Consider the following 18,159-nt stretch of genomic DNA (forward strand, 5'->3'; position numbering starts at 1 on the left):
CCCGGCGGGGCAAGGACCCCGCCGGGCGCACGGTTCGGAGACGTTCCCCTAGTCACGGACCGCCACGCGCTCCGCCTCCGTCTCCTTCACAGTGGAGCCAGTGGACCCGGTGGACCCGGTGGACCCGGTGGACTTGGTGACCACGACGGACGCCGACGCCCGCGGCCGACGGGCGGTCCGCAGTCCGGTGAGCGTGATCAGCAGCCCGGCCGCGGCGACGGCCGTGACCACCACGAGCCCGGGACGGTAGCTGTCGAGCACGGCTTGCGGGGTCGCGTTCTCGGGAGCGCCCGCGGTCACCACCGCCGTCACGATCGCGAGGAAGATCGCACCGCCCACCTGCACCGAGGTGTTGAGCAGCCCGGAGACCATGCCCTGCTCGTGGTCCTCGACGCCGTTGGTGGCCTGGATGTTCAGCGACGGGAAGACCAGCGCGCAGGCGGCGCCGATCAGCAGCATCGACGGCAGGATGACGGCCGCGTACACGGGGTCGAGGTCGACGCGGAGGAACAGCGCGTAGCCGACGACCATCAGCGCGAAGCCCGCCGCGATCAGCCGCTGGGTGCCGAACCGGTCGACGATCGCGCCCATCTTCGTCGCGGACAGCGCCACCAGCGCGCCCGCGGGCAGGAAGGCGAGCGCCGTGTGCAGCGCCGACCAGCCGAGCAGCGACTGCATGTAGAGGGTGACCAGGAACTGGAAGCCGACGTACGACCCGAAGAAGGCCATCGCGCCGAGCTGGGCGCGGATCTGGGTGCCGGAACGCAGCACGCCGAGCCGGATGAGCGGGCCGGGTGAGCGCCGCTCGACCCGCACGAACACCGTGAGCAGGACGGCGACGGCGAGGAAGGACAGCAGGGTGCGCGCCGACGTCCAGCCGGCCTCCGGGGCCTGGACGACGGTGAAGACCAGCAGCAGCATCGAGGCGGTGCCGAGCACGGCGCCGGGGATGTCGTAGCCGTTGTGGTCCTTCTCGCGGGCGGTGCGCGGCAGCAGCTTCAGTCCGGCGGCGAGCGCGATCAGGGCGATGGGCGCGGGCAGCAGCATGGTCAGGCGCCAACTGGCCTCGGTGAGCAGGCCGGAGAGCACCAGGCCCATCGAGAAGCCGGTGGCCGCGCAGGTGGTGTAGATGGAGAGCGCGCGGTTGCGCAGCGGGCCCTCGGGGAACGTCGTGGTGATGATCGACAGGCCGGCCGGGGCGGTGAAGGCCGCGCTCAGGCCCTTGATGAAGCGGCTGGCGATCAGCAGCGGACCCGAGTCGACGAGCCCGCCGAGCAGTGAGGCGAGGGCGAAGACACCCAGGGCGATCAGGAAGACCTGGCGGCGGCCCAGCAGGTCGGCGGTCCGTCCGCCGAGGAGCAACAGGCCGCCGTAGCCCAGGATGTAGCCGCTGACGATCCATTGCAGGGTCGAGGTGGACAGGCCGAGGTCGGCGCCGATGGACGGCAGGGCGACGCCGACCATCGACACGTCGAGCGCGTCCAGGAACATCGCGGCGCACAGCACGAGCAGGGTGCCCCACAGACGGGGCGTCCAGCGTCCCTCGGACGCGGGGACGGTGAGCGGAGAGGTCATGCGCCAGAACACTACATGCGGACGCATCAAATGCAAGCGCATTTAATTCTGATGCAATGACTCTGTTCCTCTGCTACGGTGCGCCCATGGCGGCGAAGAAGGCCGAGCAGGCGCTCGCGCGACAGTGGCGGGAGATCCTGGCGCTGCACGCCCGCACCCAGTGCGAACTCGACCGCGCGTTGCACCGGCACGGCCTGTGCGCCAGTGACTTCGAGGTGCTCGACGTGCTGTCCGAGGGGCGTTCCGCGGACGGCGTCTGCTCGTACCGCGTCCAGGAGATCTCCGAGCGCGTCCACCTCAGCCAGAGCGCCCTGTCGCGGCTGATCGCCCGGCTGGAGAAGGACGGGCTCGTCGAGCGCGGGATGTGTCCCGAGGACCGGCGGGGCGTGCGGGTGGCGCTCACGGAGAAGGGGCGCGCGCTGCACGACGCTGTGCTGCCGGTGCAGCGCGCGGTGCTGACCAGGATGCTCGCCTCCGGCTGACCGGGCTCAGCTCCAGGTCACGGCCGACTTCTCGCGCCACAGCTCGGCCACGGAGGTGTCCCCGGTCACGGCCGGGAACGGCAGCCGGTTCCACAGCGACAGGTACAACCCCGCGGCGGGGCCGGTCACTTCGCAGTCCGCCTCCCCGGCGTCGCCCCGCTCGGGCACCGGCGGCTCCGATGACAGCCGTACGGTCCACACCGCGCCGTCCGTGTCCGTCGCCCGTACCCGCAGGATGCGGGGCCGCTCGCTGCGCACCCTGCTCTTGGCGCGGGCGTGGAAGCCGCTCAGCAGCTCGTCGATGCCGTCCGCCGCGAAGTCACCGTCGAGCCCGCCGGGTGTGCCGCCCCGGGCGGACTCGGCGTCGAAGCGGTGCACGGCCGTCTCGTGCGCCTGGCGCCGGGCCCAGAACGCGAGCGGTGAGGGCGCGGGCAGGAAGTGCCAGCACCGCACGTCGGGGGAGGCGGCGGCGAGCGTGTCGACGAGCCGCCCGTGCCCCTCCCGGAACCAGGCGAGCAACTCGGCGCCGTCCAGGCCGGGCAGGCCGCCGTCGGGCTGGTAGGAGGTGTGGCCCTCGGCGACGAACGCGGTCGCCCAGCGGTGCACCATCCCGGTGTGCCGCAGCAGGTCGCTCACCTGCCACCCCGGGCAGGTCGGCACCTTCGCGCCGGTGCCGGCCTCCTCGGCGGCCGCGGCCAGTGACCCGCCCTCCCGGTGCAGGATCGTCGTGAACTCGGCAGTCTCCATGGCGGTCAGTGTGCCCGATGGAGTGCGCTCACAGGGCGGCTCCGGGTCGGGGAGGCCCTCTTCGGGATCACCCTGGCGCCGCACGCCGGAAGGCGAAACCGGTCAGGGCGGCGACGGCCGCGAGCGCGGCGACGCTGGTGAGGGCGACGGGCAGGGAGAGCCAGTCGGCCATGAACCCGATGGCGGGCGGCCCCAGCAGCATGCCGCCGTAACCGAGGGTGGAGGCGACGGCGACGCCGGTCGGACCGGCCAGGGCACCGGCGCGTTCGACGGCGACCGGGAAGATGTTGGCGAGACCGAGACCGGCGACGGCGAAGCCCAGGAGCACCATCCAGATCTCCGGGGCGAGTGCGCCGGCCAGCATGCCCGCCGCGGCGATGGCTCCGCCCGCGACCACGGTGAAGGTCCGGCCCAGGCGCTGGAGGAGGGCGGTGCCGGTGAGCCTGCCGACCGTCATGGCGAGCGCGAAACAGGAGTAGCCCGCCGCCGCGACGCCGGGGGAGGCGCCGAGGTCCTGCTGCAGGTGCAGGGCGCCCCAGTCCGCCAGCGCGCCCTCGCCGTAGGCGGTGCACAGGGCGATCAGGCCGAAGACGACGACCAGTCCGCGAGTACGGGGATCGAGGCGCCGGTCCTCCCGCTCCTGGCGCTGGGCGCGGTCCCGCGGCACCGGCGCTTCGTGGCGCAGCAGGGCCGGTCCCGCGGCGGCGGTCACCGCCAGGCCGATCAGGGTCAGGCCGAGCAGGTGCCGGGTGGGGGACAGGTGGGCGGCGACCAGGCCGCCGAGCCCCGCCCCGATCATGCCGCCGAGGCTGAAGGCGGCGTGGAAGCTCGGCATGATCGGCCGTCGCAGGGCGGCCACCAGGTCGACGGCGGCGCTGTTGAAGGCGACGTTGATCCCGCCGTACGCGGCCCCGAAGACCAGCAGGACCGCGCCGAGGGCGAGGGCGGAGTGGGTGAGCGCAGGCAGGGCGACGCTCAGGGAGAGCAGCACGGCGCAGACGACGGTCACGGGGTGGCTGCCGTAGCGGCGGCACAGGCGGCCCGTGAGGATCATGGTGACGACCGCGCCGGCGGAGACGCCCAGGAGGGCGAGGCCGAGGGTGCCGGCCGAGGCGTTGGTCTGCTCCTTGACGGCGGGGATGCGGACCACCCAGCCGGCGAAGACGAAGCCGTCGAGGGCGAAGAAGACCGTGAGGACCACCCGGAGCCGGGTGAGTGCGCTGTCGGTCTCCGAGCTGCGTGACCCTACTTTGTTTATTGGCGGCACAAAAGCAGGCTAGGTCGGTGCGGGAGGAGAGCGCAAGGAAGAAAGGGAGAGGGGCGCGCCGCGACGAAGCGGGAGGGTCCCGCCGGTGAAGGGCACCGTCCCGCTCCCCGCCGACGCCCCGGAGCGCCCCGCCTCCCCACCGGTCCCGGACGCCCCGCGAACCGTTCAGACCGCCGCGCGACCGCGCACCACCAGCCTCTTCAGCAGGGGCCAGGCCAGCAACAGGACGACCACCGCGTACACGGTCACCGCGAAGGGCGTGTCGACCAGGCCCCGGACACTGCCATCGCTGATCTGCAGGGCGCGCCGCAGCTGCTGCTCGGCGTTCGGGCCGAGGATGACGCCGATGACGGCGGGCAGGACCGGCAGCCCGTACCGCCGCATGCCGAAGCCGATCAGGCCGATGATCAGCAGGATCACCAGGTCGATCACCTCGCCGCCGACGGCGTACGCGCCGACCGCCGCGAAGAACATGATCCCGGCGTACAGATACGGCCGGGGGATGCGCAGCAGCTTCGCCCACACCGGCGCCAACGGCAGGTTGAGCGCGAGCAGCAGCACCATGCCGACGAAGAGCGAGGCGATCAGGCCCCACACCAGGTCGGGTTCGCGTTCGAAGAGAAGGGGACCCGGCTGGATGCCGTACTGCTGGAAGGCGGCCAGCATCACCGCCGCGACCGCCGTGGTCGGCAGCCCCAGGGTCAGCATGGACACCAGCGTGCCCGCCGCCGAGGCCGACGCCGCCGACTCCGGACCCGCCACGCCCTCGATGGCGCCCTTGCCCCACTCGTCCTTGTGCTTCGACAGGCGCTTCTCGGTGACGTACGACAGGAAGGTCGGGATCTCGGCGCCGCCCGCCGGGACCGCGCCGAACGGGAAGCCGATGAGCGGGCCGCGCAGCCACGACTTCCAGGTGCGGCGCACGTCCTCGCGGCCCAGCCAGGGGCGGCCCACCGGGATCGGCTCGGGCGGCAGGCGCCGCAGGTGGGCGGCGACCCACAGAGCCTCGCCGATCGCGAAGAGACCGACCGCGACGATCACCACGTCGATGCCGTCGGCGAGCTGGAGGGAGCCGAAGGTCAGGCGCTGCTGGCCGGTCATCTGGTCCAGGCCCACCAGGCCGAGCGTGAGACCGATGAGCAGGGACGCCAGGCCGCGGATGCGGGAGGACCCCAGCACCGACGTCACGGCGATGAACGCCAGCACCATGATGGCGAAGTAGTCCGGCGCCCCGATGTCCACGGCCAGTTCGGCGACCGTCGGCGCGAGCGCGACCAGCAGCATCGTGCCGATCATGCCGCCCGCGAAGTGGCCGATGGCGGCGGCCGCGAGCGCCTGTGCGCCGCGCCCCGACTTGGCCATCGGGTTGCCTTCCATGGCCGCCACCACGGCGGCACTCTCGCCCGGCGTGTTCAGCAGGATCGAGGTGGTCGAGCCGCCGAACATCGCGCCGTAGTAGATGCCCGCGAACATGATGAACGCGCCGGTCGGGGCGAGTCCGTACGTCACCGGCAGCAGCAGCGCGACCGCCATCGCGGGCCCGATGCCGGGCAGCACGCCGATCGCGGTGCCGAGCAGCACGCCGATCGCCGCCCACAGCAGGTTGACCGGCGTCAGGGCCGTTCCGAAGCCGTCGATCAGGGAGTTGAGGGCGTCCATGTCACAGCACTCCCATCAGCGGGCCGCCGGGCAGCGGTACTCCGAGCAGGTTGTTGAAGACGGCGTAGGTGGCCAGGGAGAGCACGGCCGCGATGAGCGGGTCCCGGTCGAGGCGGCGACTGCCCAGTGCGAAGGCGGCTCCCCAGAACAGGAGCGCGCCCGCGACGGGGAATCCGGCCGGCTCGATGAGGACGGCGGCGCCGAGGAACACGCCGGTGAGCAGCAACACCGTGCGCCAGTCGGCCGGTTCGGACAGGTCGACGTCCTCACCGGTCTCCGCCTGGCCCCGGCCGCCGCGCAGGACGTCGACGGCGAGCAGCGCGGCGATGACGAGCAGCCCGACGCCGACCACGACCGGCACGGTCTTCGGGCCGACGGGCCCGCGCTGGGTGATGTCGACGTCCATGGTGAGCGCGTCGGTCAGCACCAGCGCGCCGAGCGCCAGCAGCATGACGCACACGCCGAGTTCGGAGTGCTCGCGCAGCCAGGAACGACCGCCGGACGTCTCGGCCTCGGGGATGTCGGTCCGTGTCGTCACAGTCCCAGCTCCTTCAGTACCGCCACCACGCGCTTGTCCTGGGCGCGCAGGAAGTCGCCGAACTTCTCGCCGGTCAGGAACGCGTCGTCCCAGCCGTTCTGCTGGAGCGACTTGCGCCACTCCGGGGAGTCGTGCAACTCCTCGACGAGGCGTACGAGTTTGTCGCGCTCGGCGTCGGTCAGGCCGGGCGGGGCCACGATGCCGCGCCAGTTGGTGAAGTCGACGTCGTAGCCGGACTCCCTGAGCGTGGGCGCCTCGGCGAGGTCGTCGACGCGCTCGGGGCCGGTGACCGCGAGCACCCGCAGCTCACCCGCCTTGATCTGGTCCAGATACTCGCCCACGCCGGACACGCCGAAGGCGACCTTGTTGCCGAGGATCGACGCGAGCAGCTCGCCGCCCCCGTCGAAGGGGATGTAGTTGACGTCCTTCGGTGCGATGCCGGCCGCCTGCGCCATCAGCATCGGCGCGAGATGGTCGGGCCCGCCGGGCGAGGAGCCGCCGCCCACCGGGAGCTTGCCCGGGTTCGCCTTCCAGGCGCCGACGAGCTGGTCGATCGTCGTGTACGGGGAGTCCTTGCCGACCACGACGACGTCCTGCTCCTCGGTGAGCCGGGCGATCGGGGTGGTGTCGGCGAGTGTCCTGGGCGCGTGGTTGGAGTGCACGGCGCCCACCACCCCGAGGCCCATCGACATGGCGAGCTTGCCGTTGCCGTGCTCGCTGACCAGGCGGCTCAGCCCGACGGTGCCGCCGGCGCCGGGCAGGTTGAACACCTCGATGCTGTGGGTGAGACCGGCGTCCTCCGCGTTCTTCGCGGCGGTACGGGCCGTGATGTCGTAGCCGCCGCCGGGCGTGTTGGGGACCATGAAGCGCAGACCCGGGATCTGCGTGCCGGTCGCGGCGTCGCTGCCGCTCGTGAGGAGCGGAGGTCCCACGAGCACGAGCACGGCGGCCCCGAACAGGGCGAGGGGGGTGCGCAGGCGCACGAGTGCCACCACCTGTCGATACGTCGATGAGGAGGACGGGAGAGAGGAGGCCGGGCGAGAGGAGGACGGGGAGAGGAGGACGGGGAGAGGGGGATGGGGGAAGGGGAGGAGGAAGAGGAAAGCAGGGAGAAAGGGAAGCAAGCCTTGCGGCGGAGGGTGAAGTGGGCCACATGCTGCCCGCGCCTTCGGGGCCTGTCTCTCTTCCGGAACCAATGGAGGTTGTGGTCTTTGCGGTCACCGGAGGTCAGCCGGGCACACCTCTCTTCTCCTGGCCGCGGGCGGGAGTCATGATGGGGCGCCCCGGCGCCTGAGCGCCGTCCGTCCCGCCGACACCGGAGAGTGAGTCCGTCGTGGTCGCCCCCTTCCGCCGCCAGACCCTCGCGGGCGAGATGCTGGTGCTCCAGCTAGCCATCGTGGTGGTGGTGCTGCTGGCGGTCGCCGCCGTCTCCCTCGCCCAGTCCGAGGCGACCTTCAACCGCGTCGAGGGCCGCCGGGTCGGCGCGCTGGCCGAGCAGCTGGCGGCCACCCCCCTGGTCCGCAGCCAGCTGGTACGGCCCGTGCCGCGGGAGGCCCTGGCCCCGCTGGTGAACGCGACGCAGACGCAGTCCCACGTCACCTCCGTGACGGTGGCCGACGCCGGCGGCCGGATCGTCAGCTCCACGAACCCGACGGCGATCGGTGACCGGATGCCGCTCGGCGAGGGCGCCGCCGAGGGCCGGGGCTGGTCCGGCTCGCTCACCCTGGACGGCGGCCGCGAACTCGTCGCCCAGGTCCCGGTGCTGGGCGCGACCCGGGACAACCTCGGGCAGCACCTGGGCACCGTGATGATCGGCGAGGCCGACCCGACGGTGTGGCAGCGCCTCAGCGGCGCCTCCTCCTACCTGCTCGCGTATCTGGGGATCGCCAGCGCGCTCGGTCTGGCCGCTTCGCTGCTGCTGGCCCGGCGCGTCAAACGGCAGACCCTCGGCCTGGAACCGCGGGAGATCGCCGGCCTCGCCGAACACCGGGAGGCGATGCTGTACGGGATCGCCGAGGGCGTGATCGCCCTGGACCCGCAGCACCGCCTCACGCTGGTCAACGACATGGGCCGGCGGCTGCTCGGCCTGCCCGGGGACTGCGTGGGCCGCAGCCTGGCCGAACTCGGCATCGAGGGACGGCTGCGGGACGTGCTGGCCGGAGACCGGGAGGGCGCGGCCGGCCGGCGGGACGAGGTCGTCGTCCGCCACGGCCGGGTGCTGGTGATGAACCGGATGACCGTCACCAAGGACGGCCGTCCGCTCGGCTCCGTCACCACCTTGCGGGACCGCACGGAACTGGCCCGGCTGGAGCGGGAGATCGGTTCCTTCCGCAGCTCCTCCGAGCTGCTGCGCGCCCAGGCCCACGAGTTCGCCAACCAGCTGCACACCATCTCCGGACTGATCCAGATCGGGGAGCAGGACGAGGTCGTGCGCTACCTCCGCGCGCTGAACCAGCGCCGCCAGTCGCTGGACGTCACCCTCAGCCGCCGCGTCCGTGACACCGCTGTCGCCGCGCTGCTCATGGCGAAGTCCTCGCTGGCCGCCGAACGGAAGGTCAGCCTGCGGATCTCGGAGCGCACCGCGCTGGGCCGGCTCACGCCGGAGGACGCCGCCGACGTGGCGACCGTGGTCGGCAACGTGGTCGACAACGCCGTGGACGCCGCCGCCGTCGCCGCGGGCGCCGGGGAGTCCGACGGCCGCGAGGCGTGGGTCGAGGTCGAACTGCGGCAGGACGCCTCCAGCGTGGAGATCGTGGTCCGCGACTCCGGCCCCGGCGTCGCACCGGAGCTCGCCCGGGAGGTGTTCGCGCACGGCTTCACCACCAAGGCCGCCCAGGAAGGCGAGCGCGGCATCGGTCTGGCGCTCACCCGCCTGGTCTGCGAGCGTCACGGGGGTGAGATCGCGGTGACCAACACGCCCGACGGGGCCATGTTCACCGCACGCATGACCGTCAGCCACCTCACCGACGCGGTGGCGGAAGGAGTGGCCCCATGAGAGGCGAGCACGGAACCAGCGTGTCCTCCACGTCTGTCGCGTCCGCGTCTGTCGCGTCGACGTCTGTCGCGTCGACGTCTGTCAGGTCCGACACGATCGACGTGCTCGTGGTCGACGACGACTTCATGGTGGCCAGGGTTCACCGCGCCTTCGTCGAACGCGTCGAGGGGTTCCGGGTCGTGGGCGTCGCCCACACCGGCGAGCAGGCGGCCCACGCCGTTGACGAGCTGCGCCCGGACCTCGTCCTGCTCGACCTGTACCTCCCGGACGTCTTCGGCCTGGACGTCATCCCCCGGCTGCGCACCGCCGGGCACGACTGCGACGTCATGGTCATCAGCGCCGCCCGGGAAGCCGACACGGTGCGTGGTGCCGTCCGCCAGGGTGTCGTCGACTACCTGCTCAAACCGTTCGAGTTCGAGGACCTGCGGGCCCGTCTGGGGCGCTACGCCCAGCAGCGCGGCCGGCTGCTCGCCACCGTCGTGCGCGGCCAGGCCGACGTGGACCGGGTGCTGGCCGGGGCGACCGTGCCGGCGTCGACCGCCGGCGCGTTGCCCAAGGGCATGAGCGTGGAGACCGCCGAGCTGGTCGCACGCGCGCTGCGTACCGCGGAGGGCACCCTGTCCGCCGCCGAGTGCGCGACCTCCGTCGGCATCTCCCGCGTCAGCGCCCGCCGTTACCTGGAGTACTTCCACACCATCGGCAGTGCCGACGTGTCCCTGCGCTACGGCGTGGCGGGGCGGCCCGAGCGCCGCTACCGGTTCCGGGGGCAGGCCACGGGACTGCGGCCCGGTGGCGGCACCCCCTAGAGAGACGGGAGCCCGGGCGGGCGCTCACTCGGTGTCGCGGAGAGCGGCCCAGGTCTCGTGGCCCACGACGCCGTCGGCGTCCAGCCCTTTGGCGCTCTGGAAGCCGCGCACCGCGGACTCCGTTCCGGAACCGAACTCGCCGTCCGCGCCCGTGCCGCCCACGCTGTACCCGCGCTTCGTCAGCATGCACTGCACCTGCAGCACCCGTTTGCCGCTGTCCCCCTGGCGGGTGCGTCCGTTGCCGGAGTAGTGCGTGCAGTCGGAGATCCAGGGCGGCGTGGCCGGCTCGGACGGCGCGCTGCTCGGGGACGGGGTGAGGCCGGCGGGGGCGCTGGACTCGGCGGAGGGAGCCGGGGAACCGTCCGGTCGGTCGGAGGCGGGGGAGCCGGAGACCTCGGTACGCACGGCGCCGCCGTCGGTGTGCGCGGCGCCCCCGGCCGTCCGGCCGGACGAGGACGGCCGGTCCGGGCCTTTGGGCGTCGCCGGGCGGGTGGCCTCACCGGGCGCGGCGGTGCCGACGGTCACCCGGGACCCGGGGGCGGCGGTGCCGGCCGGGGTGTCCGGACGGGTGAGGACGAAGGCGCCCGCGGCCACCGCGCACAGGGTGACGCCCGCGGCGACGACCAGCACCCGCTTCCTTCGCCCCGAGGCGCGGGCACCCGCGGGTAACCGCTCCGGCGGTGTGGCGGCCACGTGGCCCGCCGCCTGCGCCGGTGCGGCGGCCGCGGACGGAGCGTCCTCGCCCGTCCGCCCGGCCGGGGCCGGCGGCGGGGTCCGCGGCGGGTCGTCCGAAGAGGGCACGCGGGCGTCGAGCCGGACGGGCAGGTCGCACAGCACCTCGTACGCCCGCTGCCGGGCCAGCGCCCGGCCGCCGAGGGGCTCGGGCCAGCCGGTCGTCACGGTGTGGGCCGCGGCCGTGTCGATCAGGTCCCGCGGGGCGGGCCGGCGCCCGGGTTCCTTGGCGAGGCAGGCGGACAGCAGTGAGCCGAGCGCCGCGTCCGCCGCCGTGATCTCCCCGAAGACCTCGGCGTCCGGTTCCTCGAACGCCACCCGGTGCATCACGTCGACGCCCGACCCGTCGCCGAAGGGGGCACGCCCGGTCGCCGCGTAGACCAGCGTCCCGGCCAGGGAGAACACGTCCGACGTCGTGTCCGACCGGCCCGTGCGCAGGTGTTCCGGCGACATGAACGCCGGAGTCCCCACCCGGATGCCCGTGCCGGTGAGCGCGCTCGCGTCCACGGCCTTCGACAGGCCGAAGTCGATCACGTACGCGCCCCGCACGCACAGCAGCACGTTGGACGGTTTCAGGTCCCGGTGCACGATCCCCGCGGCGCCGAGGTCGGCCAGCGCCTGTCCCAGCTCCGCCACCAGCCGCCAGACCGCGGCCGTCGTCAGGGCACCGCCCTCACGCACGGCATCCGCCAGATCGATCCCCGGCAGGTACTCGGTGGCCATCCACAGCAACGCGTCCTCGAAGCCCGTGCCGCATAATCTCGGCGTGTGCGGCGTGTCGACCCGGGCGTGCACCGACGCCTCACGCTCGAACCGGCGCCGGAAGTTCAGGTCGTCCGCGTACTCAGGTCTGATCACCTTCACCGCGACCAGACCGGGGCTGTCGTCCGCGGGACGCGCGAGATAGACGCGTCCCATCCCGCCGCTGCCCAGCAGCGCCAGCGGCACGTAGGGGCCGATGCGGCGAGGTTCACCGGAATGCAGGGGCGAGGCACCGGCCTGCCGCAGCGCGGCGGCCTCGCTCGTCGCGGAGCCCGGTGGCACCGGCCGCTGTTCTGACACGCATCCCCCGAAGTGGTTTTCGCCGTACGCCTGTTCGTCCCCAAGGGAAGAAGAGGCTAACTCAGCTCCGGCGTACGTTCAGGGTTTCCGTCACTTCCGCCCTACGGGAGTTGCCGGACGGCTTGTCCAGACGCTGCGGGTGAGGCCGGCGGGCCTCCCGGTGCCGGCCCCGGTCGGTGGATGGCGGCAGGCGGTGTGGCGGGCCGGAGCCTGTCGGTAGCGAACGGGGGCGCTCCATGGGTGCGGTACAGCCCTTCCGCGCCGGTGAGTTCGACGATCGCGCCGGGGTGTCAGCGACCGATCGCGCCGGGGTGTCAGCGGCCCGGCAGCCACGCGCTGAGGGCGTCGATGAGACGGTCGAGCGCGGGCTGCTCGGCGGAGCGGTCGGTGATGACCGTACGGCCCTCGAACTGCAGGACGTACTGGAACATGTCGGCCGCCTTCAGGTCGACCGTGAACGCGGGGACATCGGCGAGCGCCGGGTCGCCGAGCAGCGTACGCAGCTCGGTGAACTGCGCGGTGCTGGTCCGGCGCACCACGGGTTTCCCCTTGCCCCTGATCCCGAGGGTGCCGTCACCCCGGAGTGTCACCTCCTGACCGACCCCCGCGTAGCCGCCGCTGACCGTCATCTTCACCAGCATCTGATCCGGCCCGGTGACGGGCACCGGCGACGGGCTCGTGGAGGCCGGTACCGACGCCGAGGCAGCGTCGGACGTGACGGGGACGGACGCGGCGGGGACGGACGCCGTCGTGGACGGCAGGGGAGAGGCGGCGGACGCCGTCGGGCTGCCGGCCGCCGTGTCCGTCGGCTTCGCCGCACTCCCGTCGCCGCCGGAGCAGCCCGCCAGTCCCAGTACCCCGACCGCGAACACCGCGGCCGTCATCCGTCCGGTCGTCCCTCTGCCGAGCACCGCACCGCCCCCTCACCGATCGCCCCGTCCGGTCTGTCTGTACCACGGAACCCCCGGTTCCGGCCCCGGGACGCCGTCCTCCGCCACCTGACGACCGGCCATGGCCGGCTGCGACTCTGAGGGACGCAAGGCGCGCCGCCGGGGGCGTCGACGAACCTCGCGCAGGCGGCCGGAGATCAGCGTTCGGCGGCCGTGAGGTGTGCGTCCCGGCCGTGCACGGGTTCCCTCCGGCGGTGAGCCCGTCCCGAGGCGGCGGCCGGCCGGAACGGCCACTGGGGCCCCGGCCTCGAAGTAGGCGTCGCGCGGCTTGGCCGGCCCGGGCCGGCGAAGGCGGTGCCGGGTGCTCCGGAAGGGGTCGTTCCGGGGGGACGGCCGGCGTGAGGGCCGGAGTGACGGCCTGGGGGACGGCCGGGGTGTCGCGGTGGGGCATCCGGAGCGCTTCACCATCGCGGGGCGCCGTAAACCTCCGCGGACGCGGACGCGGCCGTGGCACGGGTCACAGCGGACCCGCGTCCCGCTCAGCGGGCCGGGGCACCCGGACGGATCCGGCCCGACGCGCGCAGGGTGCCGACCGTCTTCAGCAGCCGGTCGGCCGGCTCACGCAGGCGGGGATGGGCGAGGACCGTGTTCCGCAGGCCGCGTACCGGCCGGCGCCACAGCCGGTGCGCCGCCGCCACCGGGTGGGGCCGGCTCGCGAACCCCTCACCCACCCGCAGTTCGCGGGTCTTGAGCCAGTCCTTGTACTCCTTCTCGCCGCGCCCCATGTCCATCACCCGCACCCCGTCCCGGCCCGCCGCCTCGGCCAGCCGGAGGTGCATGATCAGGCCGGGCGAGTAGTAGCGGAACTCGGGGTCGTACGCGGTGAACCAGGCCGCGAACACCGTGCGCGACCGTGGCCCGAAGTGGGCCGCCACCGGCCGGTCACCGGCGTACAGCACGGACAGCACGCCGGTGAAGTGCTCCTCGCGGACCTGGAACAGATGGTGCACCAGGTCCACGATCCACGGCCGCGCGAACCGGTCCATCCGTCCCGTCCGGCGGTACTGGGCGGACTTCCACCGCATGAGCGTGCGCAGCGCCGCCGGATCGCGTTCGTCGTGGACGAACCGCATCTCGCCCACGTTGCGCCCGAGACGGCGCTCCTTCTTCAGGGTCGTCTTGGCCAGCCCGGGGTACGCGCCGCGCAGCCACGTCGCGTAGTCGCCGTCGCCGCCGGCGGGCTCCAGGTCGATCACCGGTGAGGCGAACGTGCCCGTGACGTGGCGGCCGAACGGCTTCTGTTCCTCGACGAGATGGTCGAACTCGAAGATGGACAGCCCGCAGGCCCGCAGCAGTTCGTCGGAGTCCCAGGTGACCCCGGGCCGGTGCACCAGGGCCTGGCAGTCGGAGAGCCCGAGACCGATGGCCCGGCCGACCCCCAGGGCGTTGCGCTCGTACGGCAGGAAGCCCACGGGATCCGCGCCCTCGCGCAGCACCGCCACCCGCGCCCCGCCCCGGTGTTCGCCGACCCCGAGCGCGAACTCCGGGGCGAGAAAGGGGTTGGCGTACGCGGGCGACTCGTCCATCGCCCGGTGCCAGGCCCCGCACAGCGAGGCGTCCAGTTCGCCGGTTCTGTGGACCGTGATGTCCAGCCTGCTCATGGTGCGCATGGGCGACCGCTCCCCCCGGATGCCGAACTGTTCGGCGAGGATCAAACGTCGCGAAACAGTACGCACGCTGTCAAGACGTCTGCCGCAACGGTCGGTTGAAGCCCGCTGCGAGTTCCGCCGATCCCGCCACGCGAGGACGCGCCCGTGGCCGCACTCGCGCCCCGTGCGTCACATCGGCCCGACACGTGTCACTTCTGCGGGACACGGCTGTGCGAGGAAGGCCGTCGGCCTGATCGGGTCGGCGTCCGGTGCGTCCTCGCTGCGTCAGGAGGAACACCTGAGGCACTGCAGAGGGGTTGTCCGGACATGGTCCGGCGCCTAGGGTCACCTCTGAAGAGCAAGCGCTTTCTACATGTCCGTCGGCCGTACCAGGAGAACCGCATGCCCCCGCTCCCAGCCCGTCGCCGCGTCGCCGTGGTCGGTACTGGTGCCATCGTCAGCGGCAGTCACCTGCCGGCCCTCAGAGCCCACGGGGACCGCACGGAACTGGTCGCCGCGGTCGACGTCGACCAGGACCGGCTCGACGCCTTCCGCGACCTCGCGGGCGAGGACGTCGCCGGGTACACGTCGATGGACGCGATGCTGGAAGCCGTACGTCCCGACCTGGTGCTCATCGGCACGCCGCCGTCCCTGCACCGGGAGCAGACGGTGGCCGCGCTGAAGGCGGGTGCCTGGGTGCTGTGCGAGAAGCCGCTGACCCTGTCGCTCGCCGAGTACGACGAGATCGCGGCGGCCGAGGAGGCGTCGGGCGCGTACGCGGCCGTGGTCTTCCAGCACCGCTACGGCTCCGGTGCCGCGCACGCCCGCGAACTGATCGCGAGCGGGCAGCTGGGCGCCCCGCGGGTCGCGCACTGCCAGACCACGTGGTACCGCGACGCCGCCTACTACGCGGTGCCGTGGCGCGGGAAGTGGGCCACCGAGGGCGGCGGGCCGACCATGGGGCACGGCATCCACCAGTACGACCTGCTGCTGCACCTGCTCGGCCCGTGGACGGAGATCCGGGCCATGGCCGCGCGCCTGGTCCACGACACCGAGAGCGAGGACGTGTCCACGGCCCTGGTCCGGTTCGAGAACGGTGCTCTGGCCACCGTCGTCAACAGCGTGCTCTCCCCGGACGAGGTCAGCCGCGTCCGGGTCGACTGCGCCGACGCGACCGTCGAGCTCACCCACCTGTACGGGCACCGCAACGAGGACTGGGCCTACACACCGGCCCCGCACGTCGACTCCGCACGCGCCGCCGCCTGGTCCGCCCCCGCCGCCGACGTGCCCAGCTCGCACACGGCACAGCTCGGTGCGCTGCTCGACGCGTACGACAATGGTGTCAGGCCGCCGACCAGTGGCCCCGAGGCCCGTGCCACGCTGGAATTCGCCGCCGCCCTCTACAAGGCCGCCTTCACCGGCCACCCGGTGCACGCGGGCGAGATCGCGCCCGGCGACCCGTTCTACCCGGCGATGCACGGCGACCACCCCCACTGGGCCCCGAAGGAGCGCGCATGAGCATCCGCGTCAGCCACGTCCACGGCGAGCACATCGCGGTCGAGGCCGCGGACGGCACCGAGATCCTCCGTTACGTCTACCGCCCCGACCCCGAGGCCTTCGAGTCCCGCAAGCCCTACGCCCACCCGGTGCGCACCCTCGCCGGGCGCACGGTGACCGGTTACCGCCCGAACGACCACCGCTGGCACAAGGGCCTGCAGATGACGGCCAGCCATCTCTCCGGACAGAACTTCTGGGGCGGCAACTGCTATGTCCACGGCCAGGGTTACCTCCCCCTGCCGGAGCGGGTCGGCTCGATGCGGCACGACGGTTTCCCCGTGTTCACGGCCGACGAGGACCGACTCGCCCTCACCGAGGAGCTCACCTGGGTGGAGAACGGCGGCGCGGAGTGGGCGCGCGAGGAGCGCGGCCTGACCGTCCACTCGGTGGACCAGGCGGCCGGCGCCTGGTCGCTGGACTGGTCGATCCGTCTCACCAACGTGCGTGACCAGCCCCTGGCCTTCGGCTCCCCGACCACCGCGGGCCGTGAGATGGCCGGTTACACGGGCCTGCAGTGGCGTGGCCCGCGCGACTTCACCGGCGGCACCGTCTTCGGCCCGGACCTCGACGGGGGAGCGGGCGCGGATGCGGGCAAGCTGATGGGCACCCAGGGCCCGTGGCTCGCCTTCACCGCCGAACACGACGACGTCGACGGGCAGTCCACCCTCGTCTTCGCCCACGCGCCCGAGAACCTCGACGACCAGCGGGCGATCCACGAGTCACACTGGTTCGTGCGCTCCGAGCCGATCCCCACGGTCGCCTTCTCCTGGGCGTTCTTCGAGGAGTTCGAGCTGCCGCCGGGCGAGTCCTTCGCCTACCGCTACCGGGTCGTCCTCGCCGACGGCGCCTGGGACCGCGACCGGGTCGCCGCGTATCTGGAGGGCATGCCGTGGTGAGCGAGCCCGCGGCCGGGACGCCGGCTCTTCCGCGCCCCCTGCCCGGCGCCGTCGGTCTGTCCCACCTGAGCGCCTACGACTGGGAGGCCGCCGACGGCGTGTGCGGCGGCAGCCCGCACCTGCACCTGGTGTGCACGGAGGCGTACGTCGTCACCGGCGGCCGGGGCGCGGTGCAGACGCTGAGTCCCGACGGCTACCGGGACATCCCTCTGGAGGCCGGCTCGGTCGCCTGGTTCACGCCGGGCACCGTGCACCGCATGGTGCAGGGCGGCGGCCTGCGGATCACCGTGCTGATGCAGAACAGCGGCCTGCCCGAGGCCGGGGACGCCGTCTTCACCTTCCCGGCCGAGGTGCTCGCCGACCCCGGGAAATACGCGGCGGCGGCGAGCCTCCCGCCCGGCACGGGGGAGGAGACGGCGGCGGCTGCCCGGCGCCGCCGGGACCTCGCCGTCGAGGGGTACCTCGTCCTGCGCGAGGCCCTCGTCGCCGGCGACAACGGCCCGTACGTCGAGTTCCAGCGCGCCGCGGCCCAGTTGGTGCGCGACAAGGTTCCCGCCTGGCGCGAGCTGTGGCGGGCCGGAGCGCTGGCCGCCGCCGAACGCACCGGCGCCCAGCTCGACGCGCTGGCCGGCGGCGAGCCGGCCCACCTCGGCGAGGCGACCGCGTACGAGGCCGCACCGACGAGGCTCGGCGGCTTCGGAATGTGCGGCAGACGGGACGAGTACAGCCTGCCGGGGACGACGCTGCCGTACCGGGGCGAGTGACAGGGGCGGCGAGGGGAGCGAGAGGTCTCAGGGGGGCCGTCGGAGAAAGTCCGGTGCTGCGGAGGCGCCCGCGGACCGGCGAGCTGCTGGCGCGGGCCGTCGCCCTGGTGGGCGCGGTGCTGTTCGCCGCGGACCTGGCGCTGGCCCGGGGCGGGACTGCCCGGCTCGCCGCTGTTCGCGGTGGCGGCCGCGGTGATCGGTGCCGGCGCCCTGGTGGTGGGCCTGCGGGCCTGAGCCCGCCCCGAGTCCCTCACCGGCTGGCCGGCCGCCCTGCGCGAGGCCGCGCGGGACGCCGTACGGGACGTCGGCGGCACCGGTCCGGTGCTGCTCGCGGTGGCCACGGCCGCGCACCTGGCTCTGACGCTGCGTCAGGCAAGCTGCTGGGCACCGATACTGACGTGACGTCAGCGAAGCGGCCGTGCGCGCCGACTCCGGCGCGACGTCAGACGGGGGGACACCGCCAGGCGTCCGGACCACGTAGAGACCGCGCACAGACCCCGCACGCACCGCGCACGGACCGGCGGGCATCATGCACCACGC

Annotated in this window: 15 protein-coding genes; 6 read left to right on the top strand and 9 right to left on the bottom strand. The window is 73.3% G+C overall.

Features of this window, described 5'->3' with window-relative positions; genetic code table 11:
* Positions 1–48 precede the first annotated feature (48 nt).
* On the bottom strand, positions 49–1,575 hold the full coding sequence (locus ACWD0J_RS27310) for an MFS transporter (protein WP_451498495.1): 1,527 nt from the start codon (positions 1,573–1,575) through the stop codon (positions 49–51).
* Between the two features lie 86 nt (positions 1,576–1,661).
* Between ACWD0J_RS27310 and ACWD0J_RS27315 the strand changes: the two genes are divergently transcribed.
* Positions 1,662–2,057 carry a MarR family winged helix-turn-helix transcriptional regulator gene (locus ACWD0J_RS27315; RefSeq protein WP_451498496.1) on the top strand — a complete coding sequence of 132 codons (396 nt, stop codon included), beginning with the start codon at positions 1,662–1,664 and terminating at the stop codon, positions 2,055–2,057.
* A gap of 6 nt (positions 2,058–2,063) precedes the next feature.
* Here ACWD0J_RS27315 and ACWD0J_RS27320 read toward each other — a convergent pair whose 3' ends face one another.
* From ACWD0J_RS27320 to ACWD0J_RS27340, 5 genes are all read right to left on the bottom strand, one after another.
* Positions 2,064–2,804 carry a maleylpyruvate isomerase family mycothiol-dependent enzyme gene (locus ACWD0J_RS27320; protein ID WP_451498497.1) on the bottom strand — a complete coding sequence of 247 codons (741 nt, stop codon included), beginning with the start codon at positions 2,802–2,804 and terminating at the stop codon, positions 2,064–2,066.
* Between the two features lie 67 nt (positions 2,805–2,871).
* Positions 2,872–4,071, bottom strand: a complete 1,200-nt coding sequence (locus ACWD0J_RS27325; protein WP_451498498.1) for an MFS transporter — start codon at positions 4,069–4,071, stop codon at positions 2,872–2,874.
* A gap of 165 nt (positions 4,072–4,236) precedes the next feature.
* Entirely contained in the window at positions 4,237–5,730 is a 1,494-nt protein-coding gene (locus ACWD0J_RS27330) for a tripartite tricarboxylate transporter permease (protein ID WP_451498499.1), read from the bottom strand.
* A gap of 1 nt (position 5,731) precedes the next feature.
* The gene (locus tag ACWD0J_RS27335; RefSeq protein ID WP_451498500.1) at positions 5,732–6,268 is read right to left on the bottom strand and encodes a tripartite tricarboxylate transporter TctB family protein; all 537 of its coding nucleotides are present in this window, start codon (positions 6,266–6,268) and stop codon (positions 5,732–5,734) included.
* Entirely contained in the window at positions 6,265–7,251 is a 987-nt protein-coding gene (locus ACWD0J_RS27340) for a Bug family tripartite tricarboxylate transporter substrate binding protein (protein ID WP_451498541.1), read from the bottom strand. The genes ACWD0J_RS27335 and ACWD0J_RS27340 overlap by 4 nt, the downstream gene beginning before the upstream one ends.
* Before the next feature lie 389 nt (positions 7,252–7,640).
* Here ACWD0J_RS27340 and ACWD0J_RS27345 point away from each other — a divergent pair, with 389 nt between their 5' ends.
* Both ACWD0J_RS27345 and ACWD0J_RS27350 read left to right on the top strand, forming a co-directional pair.
* Positions 7,641–9,263, top strand: a complete 1,623-nt coding sequence (locus tag ACWD0J_RS27345) for an ATP-binding protein (protein ID WP_451498542.1) — start codon at positions 7,641–7,643, stop codon at positions 9,261–9,263.
* A complete protein-coding gene (locus ACWD0J_RS27350; RefSeq protein ID WP_451498501.1) occupies positions 9,260–10,069 on the top strand; it encodes a response regulator in 810 nt (269 codons plus the stop codon). Before ACWD0J_RS27345 ends, ACWD0J_RS27350 begins: the two co-directional genes overlap by 4 nt.
* A gap of 24 nt (positions 10,070–10,093) precedes the next feature.
* On the opposite strand, the gene ACWD0J_RS27355 is transcribed toward ACWD0J_RS27350, so the two are convergent.
* The 3 genes from ACWD0J_RS27355 to ACWD0J_RS27365 form a co-directional block, all read right to left on the bottom strand.
* A complete protein-coding gene (locus tag ACWD0J_RS27355) occupies positions 10,094–11,863 on the bottom strand; it encodes a protein kinase domain-containing protein (protein ID WP_451498502.1) in 1,770 nt (589 codons plus the stop codon).
* A 314-nt stretch (positions 11,864–12,177) separates the two neighbouring features.
* Positions 12,178–12,747 carry a hypothetical protein gene (locus tag ACWD0J_RS27360; RefSeq protein WP_451498503.1) on the bottom strand — a complete coding sequence of 190 codons (570 nt, stop codon included), beginning with the start codon at positions 12,745–12,747 and terminating at the stop codon, positions 12,178–12,180.
* A 545-nt stretch (positions 12,748–13,292) separates the two neighbouring features.
* Positions 13,293–14,423, bottom strand: coding sequence for a GNAT family N-acetyltransferase (locus ACWD0J_RS27365; RefSeq protein WP_451498504.1), 1,131 nt, complete (start codon positions 14,421–14,423; stop codon positions 13,293–13,295).
* 381 nt (positions 14,424–14,804) lie between these two features.
* Here ACWD0J_RS27365 and ACWD0J_RS27370 point away from each other — a divergent pair, with 381 nt between their 5' ends.
* Genes ACWD0J_RS27370 through ACWD0J_RS27380 form a run of 3 tightly spaced genes read left to right on the top strand, consistent with a single transcriptional unit; the run spans position 14,805 to position 17,619 of the window.
* A complete protein-coding gene (locus ACWD0J_RS27370; protein WP_451498505.1) occupies positions 14,805–15,920 on the top strand; it encodes a Gfo/Idh/MocA family protein in 1,116 nt (371 codons plus the stop codon).
* Complete coding sequence (locus ACWD0J_RS27375) at positions 15,917–16,855, top strand: DUF6807 domain-containing protein (protein WP_451498506.1); 939 nt, start codon at positions 15,917–15,919, stop codon at positions 16,853–16,855. The genes ACWD0J_RS27370 and ACWD0J_RS27375 overlap by 4 nt, the downstream gene beginning before the upstream one ends.
* Entirely contained in the window at positions 16,852–17,619 is a 768-nt protein-coding gene (locus ACWD0J_RS27380; RefSeq protein ID WP_451498507.1) for a cupin, read from the top strand. The genes ACWD0J_RS27375 and ACWD0J_RS27380 overlap by 4 nt, the downstream gene beginning before the upstream one ends.
* Positions 17,620–18,159: the final 540 nt, after the last annotated feature.

Source organism: Streptomyces sp. NPDC003011 (assembly GCF_053591515.1).

Coding starts and splice junctions, on each gene's coding strand:
- ACWD0J_RS27310 (WP_451498495.1), bottom strand. CDS start 1,575: ATGACCTCTCCGCTCACCGTCCCCGCGTCCGAGGGACGCTGGACGCCC.
- ACWD0J_RS27315 (WP_451498496.1), top strand. CDS start 1,662: ATGGCGGCGAAGAAGGCCGAGCAGGCGCTCGCGCGACAGTGGCGGGAG.
- ACWD0J_RS27320 (WP_451498497.1), bottom strand. CDS start 2,804: ATGGAGACTGCCGAGTTCACGACGATCCTGCACCGGGAGGGCGGGTCA.
- ACWD0J_RS27330 (WP_451498499.1), bottom strand. CDS start 5,730: ATGGACGCCCTCAACTCCCTGATCGACGGCTTCGGAACGGCCCTGACG.
- ACWD0J_RS27345 (WP_451498542.1), top strand. CDS start 7,641: ATGCTGGTGCTCCAGCTAGCCATCGTGGTGGTGGTGCTGCTGGCGGTC.
- ACWD0J_RS27350 (WP_451498501.1), top strand. CDS start 9,260: ATGAGAGGCGAGCACGGAACCAGCGTGTCCTCCACGTCTGTCGCGTCC.
- ACWD0J_RS27360 (WP_451498503.1), bottom strand. CDS start 12,747: ATGACGGCCGCGGTGTTCGCGGTCGGGGTACTGGGACTGGCGGGCTGC.
- ACWD0J_RS27365 (WP_451498504.1), bottom strand. CDS start 14,423: ATGCGCACCATGAGCAGGCTGGACATCACGGTCCACAGAACCGGCGAA.
- ACWD0J_RS27370 (WP_451498505.1), top strand. CDS start 14,805: ATGCCCCCGCTCCCAGCCCGTCGCCGCGTCGCCGTGGTCGGTACTGGT.
- ACWD0J_RS27375 (WP_451498506.1), top strand. CDS start 15,917: ATGAGCATCCGCGTCAGCCACGTCCACGGCGAGCACATCGCGGTCGAG.